Genomic DNA, 7,353 nt, shown 5'->3' with positions numbered 1-7,353 from the left:
CCACCGGACCGGCTGCTCGGGATCAGGGCCTGATCCAAACGACAGGCCCTAGAGCAGGTCGACGTCGGCGTACGGTCGGCCGCCCGACAGCGACGCGTAGCCGGGGCCGCGGTCGAAGAACGGCTGGACGTGCGGCCGCTCCGCGCGCAGCCGGGCCCGCAGTTCGGTGGTGGCGGCCTCGTCGGCGCACAGGTCGTCGTCCTCGCCGACCACGACCACGCCGTAGTCCTCGTACGCGCCCCGTGCGGATACCTTGCCCCAGCGCACATCGCGCACGACCGACTCGGTCCTGCGGTCGAGAGGATCGCCCCAGCCGCCGCCACCGGTCGTACGGATGCGGATGACCTCGCCGGCACGGACCGGCTCGTCGTCGACGAGCCCGTCCATGACCCGCTCGTTGGGACCGCCCGGGTCGATGACGACCTGGAACGGCCGTCCCGCCTTACCCCCCTTGACGCCCCAGCAGGACAGGATCGAACGGTCGGCGATCGACATGAAGGAGGCGTCCTGGAGCATGCGGATGTGCTTCTCGTAGCCGAGGCCGCCGCGGAACTCGCCGGGGCCGCCGGAATCCGCCGCCAGGCCGAGGCGTTCGACCCGGAACGGGAAACGCGACTCGGTGAACTCGGTGGGCAGGTTCCGGGAGTCGGGCACGACGTGGATCGTGTCCTCGCCGTCCGCGTAGTAGCGCCCGCCGGACCCGCCGCCGAGGACCTCGCGCATCAGGTACGAGCGGCCCTGGGCGTCCTGGCCGTAGACGCCCGTGTAGCGGATCGTCTCCTGGTCGGCCGGCATCCGGCCGTCCACGGCCTTGGCGAGCACGCCCGCGAGCACGCCCAGCAGGCGCAGGATGACGAAGGTCCGCGCGTTGGTCGGTGCCGGGAAGACGGGCGTCAGCAACGTGCCCTTCTCCGGGAACTTCATCTCGATGAGCGGCACGACACCTTCGTTGACGTCGAGTTCGGCCATCCGCTCCGGAGTGTCCGCGAGGTTGCGCAGGATCGGGGCGAGCCACTTCTTGAGGAAGTTGCCGTCCGCGTAGTCGCCGCAGTGGTTGATCGGCCCCTTCGCCTGCGGGGACGTGCCCGTGAAGTCGATGATGATCTTGTCGGGTGTCTTGGTGAGCGTGATCCGCTGGGTGTGCAGCCTGGGCTCGTCGACGCCGTCGTGCTCGGCGTAGTCCTCCCACACGTACTCCCCGTCCGGGATCTTCGCGAGGATCTCGCGCCGGTACGTCCGCGTCGTCTTGTCCAGGATCGCATCGAAGCAGGCCTCGACCGTCTCGCGCCCGTAGCGCTCGAACAGCTCGGCCAGGCGCCGCGAACCCATCAGGCACGCCGAGCACTCCGCGTCCAGGTCCGCCGCGAGCGAGTCGGGCATCCGGGAGTTGCGCGTCATGATGCGCAACGCCGCCTGGTTGGGCACGCCTTGGTCCCACAACTTGATCGGGGGGACCATCAGGCCCTCCTCGTAGACGGTGGTCGCGCCCGACGGCATCGAACCGGGACAGCAGCCCCCGATGTCGTCGTGGTGGCCGAAGGCCTGGACGAACGCGACGACCGCACCCTCGTAGAAGACCGGCACGGTCACGCACAGGTCCGGCAGGTGGCCGATGCCGCCCTCGGACTCGTACACGTCGTTGTGGAAGAACACATCGCCGGGGCGCATCGTCTCCAGCGGGAAGTCACGGGCGATGGGGTGCACCAGGGCCGAGTAGGAGCGGCCGGTGAGCTTGCGCAGCCCGCGGTCGTGGATACCCGCGCGGAAGTCGTGCGCGTCCCGGATCATCGGCGAGCGCGACGTGCGCGCGATCGCCGTCTCGACCTCCATCTCCACCGAGGCGAGGGTGCCTTCGACGATCTCCAGGACGACGGGGTCGACGGTGAAGGCAGGTGGCTGTGCGGCCCGTGTGGTCTGTGCGGTCATGGCCTCAGGCCCCCTTCTGCTCGTTGCGCGTCACCAGGACGTTGCCGTGGGTGTCGATGCGGGCGGTGAACCCCGGGTGGACCGGGATGGTGGAGCCGAACTCCTCGATGATCGTCGGGCCCGCGACGACGTCGCCGGGCGCCAGATCCGCCCGCCGGTGGACGGTGGCCTCGACATAGCCGTCAGCGGCGTCGAAGCACACAAGGCGCACTCCGGTCAGCGCACGGGAAGGATCGCCGTCGCCCTGCGGCAGTGCGCGCAGCGCCGGGCGGCGGATCGGGCCGATGCCGGTGACCCGCAGGTTCACCCACTCGACGGCCTGGCTCGGGTCGCCACGGAAGTCGTAGCCGTACAACTGCCGGTGCGCGTCGTGGAAGGCGTCCGCGACCGCGTCGGCCAGGGCCGCGTCCCGCAGGCCGTCGGGCACCGGCACCCGGACCTCGAAGGCCTGCCCGAAGTAGCGCAGGTCGGCGGTGCGCGCGTACCGCTGTTCTGCGCGGGCGAAGTCCTCCTTGTCGAGGGCCTGGGCGGCCTGCTCCGTCAACTCCGCGTAGATGTCCGCCACTCGGTCGTGGTCGAGTTCGGCATGCCGGCACACCGCGGTCTGTACATAGTCGCAGCGCACGTCGACGGTGAGCAGCCCGAACGCGGAGACATTGCCCGGGTCGCGCGGCACGATCACTCCCGCGAGGCCCAGGATGTCGATCAGGCGGCACAGCAGCAGCGAGCCGGAGCCGCCGAACGTGGCCATCACGAAGTCACGGACGTCCAGACCGCGTTTGACCGTGATCTGCCGCAGCGCGTTCGCCTGGTTCCACGCGGAGATCTCCAGAATGCCGGTGGCGCACTGCTCCAGGGTCAGGCCCAGGTCGGCGGCGAGCTTGGACAGGCCCTGGCGGGCCGCCTCCACGTCGAGCGGGATCTCACCGCCGAGCAGGTGCGGCGGGATACGGCCGAGCAGTACATGGGCATCGGTGATGGTCGGTTCGGTGCCGCCCTTGCCGTAGCAGAGCGGACCCGGGTCGGCACCGGCCGAGCGGGGACCGACCTTCAGGGTGCCCTCGGGGGAGATCCAGGCGACCGAACCGCCGCCCGCGCCCACGGTGACCACATCGATCATCGGGATCTTGGACGGGAAACGGCCGACCGTTCCCTCGGTCGTCAAGGTCGGTTCGCCGTCCAGGACGACGGACACATCGGTCGAAGTACCGCCGCCGTCGCAGGTGAGGATCTTGTCGAAGCCCGCCGTCTGTCCGATCAGCGCGGCCCCCAGCGCTCCTGCGGCAGGGCCCGACAGCACCGTGGTGATCGGCTGGTGCACGACTTCCTCGGCGGACAGGATGCCCCCGTTGGACTTCATGATGGCGAACGGGATGCGGCGCGGGCGGCCCTCGTCCCTGCCGACCGAGGCGTCCAGGCGCTCCTTGATGCCGCCCACGTACCGGGCGACCCGCGGCTTGACCGCGGCGTCGACCAGGGTGGTCATCGAGCGCTCGTACTCCCGGTACTCGCGCAGCACTTCGGAGCTGATCGACACGACGGCGTCCGGGTGCTCCTCACGCAGGATGCTGCGCATCCGCTGCTCGTGCGCGGGATTCGCGTAGGCGTGCAGCAGGCACACCCCGAGCGTGGTGATGCCCTGGCCGCGGAACCAGCGGGCGGTCTCGCGGGCGCCTGCCTCGTCGAAGGGCCGCACCTCGTTGCCCTGGTAGTCCATACGGCCGCCGATGGTGCGGACCCGGTCGACCGGGACGATGCGCTCCGGCTTCACCCAGAAATAGGAGTTGCCGTATCCGTCGGGCACCGCCTGGCGGGCGATCTCCAGGATGAACTCGTAGCCCTCCGTGGTGATGAACCCCAGACGGTCGATCTTGTCCTCGAGGAGCTGGTTGGTGGCCACGGTGGTGCCGTGCACCACGGCGCTGACGTCCGCGCCGGTGCAGCCCATCAGGCCGAGCACCTTCTCGACGCCGTTCATGAAGCCGTCGGCCGGGTCGGACGGTGTCGAGGGGGTCTTGGTGGTGATGAGGTCGCCGGTGTCCTCGTCGAGGGCTACGACATCGGTGAACGTTCCCCCGGTGTCTATACCGATACGGATCCGGCGCCGGGAATTCGCGTGCGCGGCAGGCGTCACGAGTACGCTCCTCTCGGGTGGGACGGTGCTGGAAGCAGCGGGCCGCTTCGGCGCCGGGGCGGCGGCTAGCGGTGTGTGCAGCAGCGATTCAACGTCGCCGGGAGTCCGCAAGAATCGGCAACTTCTGCCAAGAGTCTCGGCAAGAGTTGGTGGTGTCGCGTGCGCGGCAGCGACCCGGCGCAGCTGCGCCGGGCGGCCGGACGGACCGGGCACCGTACGGTCGAAGACCCGAAGCATGGATCACTGCGAGCTGCGAACTGATCACACGCGGTGTCTGCTCGAAGCCGGCTCGTTCGGCCTCAGTGGCCGGGACCGGTGGCCGTGGGCAGCAGAGGCTGACTCCTCCGGCAGCCCCAGTGACCTTCACGGTCGCAGACGGGCTGACCGGGATCCCTGCCGGTTCCTACGACGTCATCACCTGCGTCGCCACCATCCACCATCTGCCTTTCACCGAAGCTCTCACCGTCTTCCGCCAGCACCTGGCCCCCGGAGCAACCCTGGTGGTCGTCGGTCTTTCTCGGGCGCAGACTGCCGGAGACCGTCTACTCGGCGCCACCGCTATCCCGCTGAACGCCGCCACGGGCTGGCTCAAGAACAAGGGCCGCAGGGCACCCCGGCCGGCCTCGATGACAGCCCTGACCCGACCGGCGGACATGAGCTTTTCCGACATCGTCAGTGAAGCCCATGACGCCCTGCCCGGCGCACGGCTACGACGGCGGCTGTTCTGGCGCTACACGCTCGTATGGCATCGCCAATGAGCGGACCACAAGATCGCGCTGCCAGCCGAACAGAGCGAGTCGGGCGTCTCACCCACCCCAGTCCTCGCAGCCCAACGGACCCGTCGCCGACAAACTTCATTGAGAAAGGAGTGCGCCACGAGGCGCCATGCAATCGAGTGGAGGTGGAAGACCTTCTCCGCCGGGCCGTCGCAGCGGTCTGGTGAAGCTGGGGGCAGCCTGATCCGGGGAACGCCGGGGAGGGTGGCAAGCGGCCCCGACAACGGCGGGACGTGCCGGGACTACCGGACGGTGCGGGTCCGTCTAGCGAGGTCAGAAGGTGTAGCGAGAGCGAACCAGTGGTTGAAGCTCCGTAAGCAGTGAGCCGGCTCAAATCTGGTGGATACGGGCCGGTATGCAGCGCGTGATCTGCCTGTCCTCGGACGGGTGGGTCAACTCCGAAGCCGGACTTCCTTTTCCGGTGGGGAGGCCACGTTGAAAGCCTGCGGCGTAGGCGTGGCGATGCTGCCGGAGTAGAGCTGGGCACCTCCCTGACCGATCGATTGTGTGGTGAACGTGGGAACCATCCGCGGTCGCCCGAGCCGCCGGACAGCCAGTCCGGCGGTGGGCGGGTCCGTTGCCGACTGATGGCCGTGGGTGGGACGGAGGCCCCGTAGTAGTCGCGGGAGTAACGACCCGTCGTGGAGACCGGGAAAGCCGGTCGCAGGGCAAAGGGGGCCAGCAAGTCAGTGGCCGAAGCACTGGAATGTCGGGAGGGTCGCCGGTGAATACCGACGAGCTGGAGCGCGCCTTGTATGAGGCGGAGCGCCGGGTACTGAAGATCCAGACCAAGCTGCACCGTTGGGCTCGTGATGATCCTCATCGCAGGTTCGACGACCTGTTCAATCTCGTTGCCGATCCCGGCTTCCTGCTGGTGGCCTGGGATCGGGTGCGGGGCAACAAGGGTGCACGCACTGCCGGGGTGGACGGCCGCACGGCGTCGTCCATCGCGCTATGGATTGGGGTCGAGGAGTTCCTCGACGTGCTGCGGTCACAGATCAAGGACCGCAGTTTCCAGCCCATGCCGGTGCGGGAGCGGATGATCCCCAAGGCGGGCGGCAAGCTGCGCCGTCTGGGGATCGCGACGATCACCGACCGGGTGGTGCAGGCATCCTTGAAGCTGGTGCTGGAGCCGATCTTCGAGGCGGATTTCCTCCCGTGCTCCTACGGGTTCCGCCCGAACCGCCGGGCTCATGACGCGGTGGCCGAGGTGCGCCTGCTCACGTCCAAGAAGTACGAGTGGATCGTGGAAGGCGACATCAAAGCCTGCTTCGACGAGATCTCACACACCGCTCTCATGGAGCGGGTGCGGGCACGCGTCGGGGACAAACGGGTCCTGGCCCTGGTGAAGGCGTTCCTCAAGGCGGGCATCCTCAGCGAGGACGGCCTGCTGCGGGACAACGACACCGGAACCCCGCAGGGCTCGATCCTTTCGCCGTTGCTCAGCAACGTCGCGCTCTCGGTCCTGGACGAGCACATCGCCCAGGCGTCGGGAGGCCCCGGAACTGATCTCAACGAGCGCCGCAGGCGTCGGCGCCGAAGTCTGCCCAATTACCGGCTGGTCCGGTACGCGGACGACTGGTGCCTGATGGTGCACGGCACCAAGGCAGACGCCGAAACGCTACGCGAAGAGATCGCGGAAGTCCTCACCACGATGGGCCTGCGCCTGTCGCCGGAGAAGACTCTGATCACCCACATCGAGCAGGGCCTGGACTTCCTCGGATGGCACATCCAACGCCACCGAAAGCCAGGCACCAACCGGTACTACGTCTACACCTACCCCGCCAAGAAGGCCCTGCGGGCCATCATGGCCAAGGTCAAGACGCTGTGCCGACAGGTCGGTACGAACCAGCCGCTCGACGCCCTGCTCGCCCGGATCAACCCGGCAGTGCGGGGCTGGTGCGCCTACTCCCGGCCCGGGGTGTCCTTCGCGACCTTCTCCTACCTGCCCCACTACATGTGGCACACGGTATGGCGATGGGTACAGCGCAAGCACCCCAAGACCGGCCGGAGGAAGATCTTCCGCCGCTATTGCGGCCACAGATCTTGGTGGGCCAGCGAGAACAGGGAGTTGTTCAACCCGATCACGGTAGGCACCACTCGCTACCGATACCGGGGCATGTCGATTCCCACTCCCTGGAACGCCACGGGATGAGGACAACGACCACGAAGCCCTCGGGGCTTGTGGAGAGCCGGATGCGGGGACAACTCGCACGTCCGGTTCGGGAAGCGGCTCCGGGGAAACGGACCGGTCGAAAGACCGGAACCGCGCCCCGGGCCGACTTCACCATGTGAGAACGATCAACGAGGTTGGGCCACGGTGACGTCGCGTCATCTGGGACCGTGGTGCGGTGTGATGACCTCATAGCGGTGCTGTTTCCGCACTTCAAAGCGGCCCTCATGGAGCGGGTGTTCACGGAGTGCGGTGGGGTGCACATCGTTGCGAGAACCCTCGATGGCACTGCTTCGTGCCCGGACTGTGAGCGTCCGTCCGCTTGGGTGCACAGCTGCTACGAG

At 68.2% G+C, this 7,353-nt stretch carries 3 protein-coding genes and 1 pseudogene; 2 read left to right on the top strand and 2 right to left on the bottom strand.

Features of this window, described 5'->3' with window-relative positions:
* Positions 1-48 precede the first annotated feature (48 nt).
* Both ACWGI8_RS11460 and ACWGI8_RS11455 read right to left on the bottom strand, forming a co-directional pair.
* A complete protein-coding gene (locus ACWGI8_RS11460) occupies positions 49-1,926 on the bottom strand; it encodes a hydantoinase B/oxoprolinase family protein (RefSeq protein WP_453659974.1) in 1,878 nt (625 codons plus the stop codon).
* A 4-nt stretch (positions 1,927-1,930) separates the two neighbouring features.
* Entirely contained in the window at positions 1,931-4,060 is a 2,130-nt protein-coding gene (locus ACWGI8_RS11455; protein ID WP_453659973.1) for a hydantoinase/oxoprolinase family protein, read from the bottom strand.
* 329 nt (positions 4,061-4,389) lie between these two features.
* On the opposite strand from ACWGI8_RS11455, the pseudogene ACWGI8_RS11450 reads away from it, so the two are divergent.
* A pseudogene (locus ACWGI8_RS11450) lies at positions 4,390-4,818 on the top strand (SAM-dependent methyltransferase); the annotation flags it as partial.
* Positions 4,819-5,560: 742 nt separating this feature from the next.
* Entirely contained in the window at positions 5,561-6,991 is a 1,431-nt protein-coding gene (ltrA, locus tag ACWGI8_RS11445; RefSeq protein WP_453659972.1) for a group II intron reverse transcriptase/maturase, read from the top strand.
* Positions 6,992-7,353: the final 362 nt, after the last annotated feature.

It is taken from the genome of Streptomyces sp. NPDC054841 (genome assembly GCF_053611045.1).
This window is presented reverse-complemented; position numbering and strand designations above follow the sequence as displayed.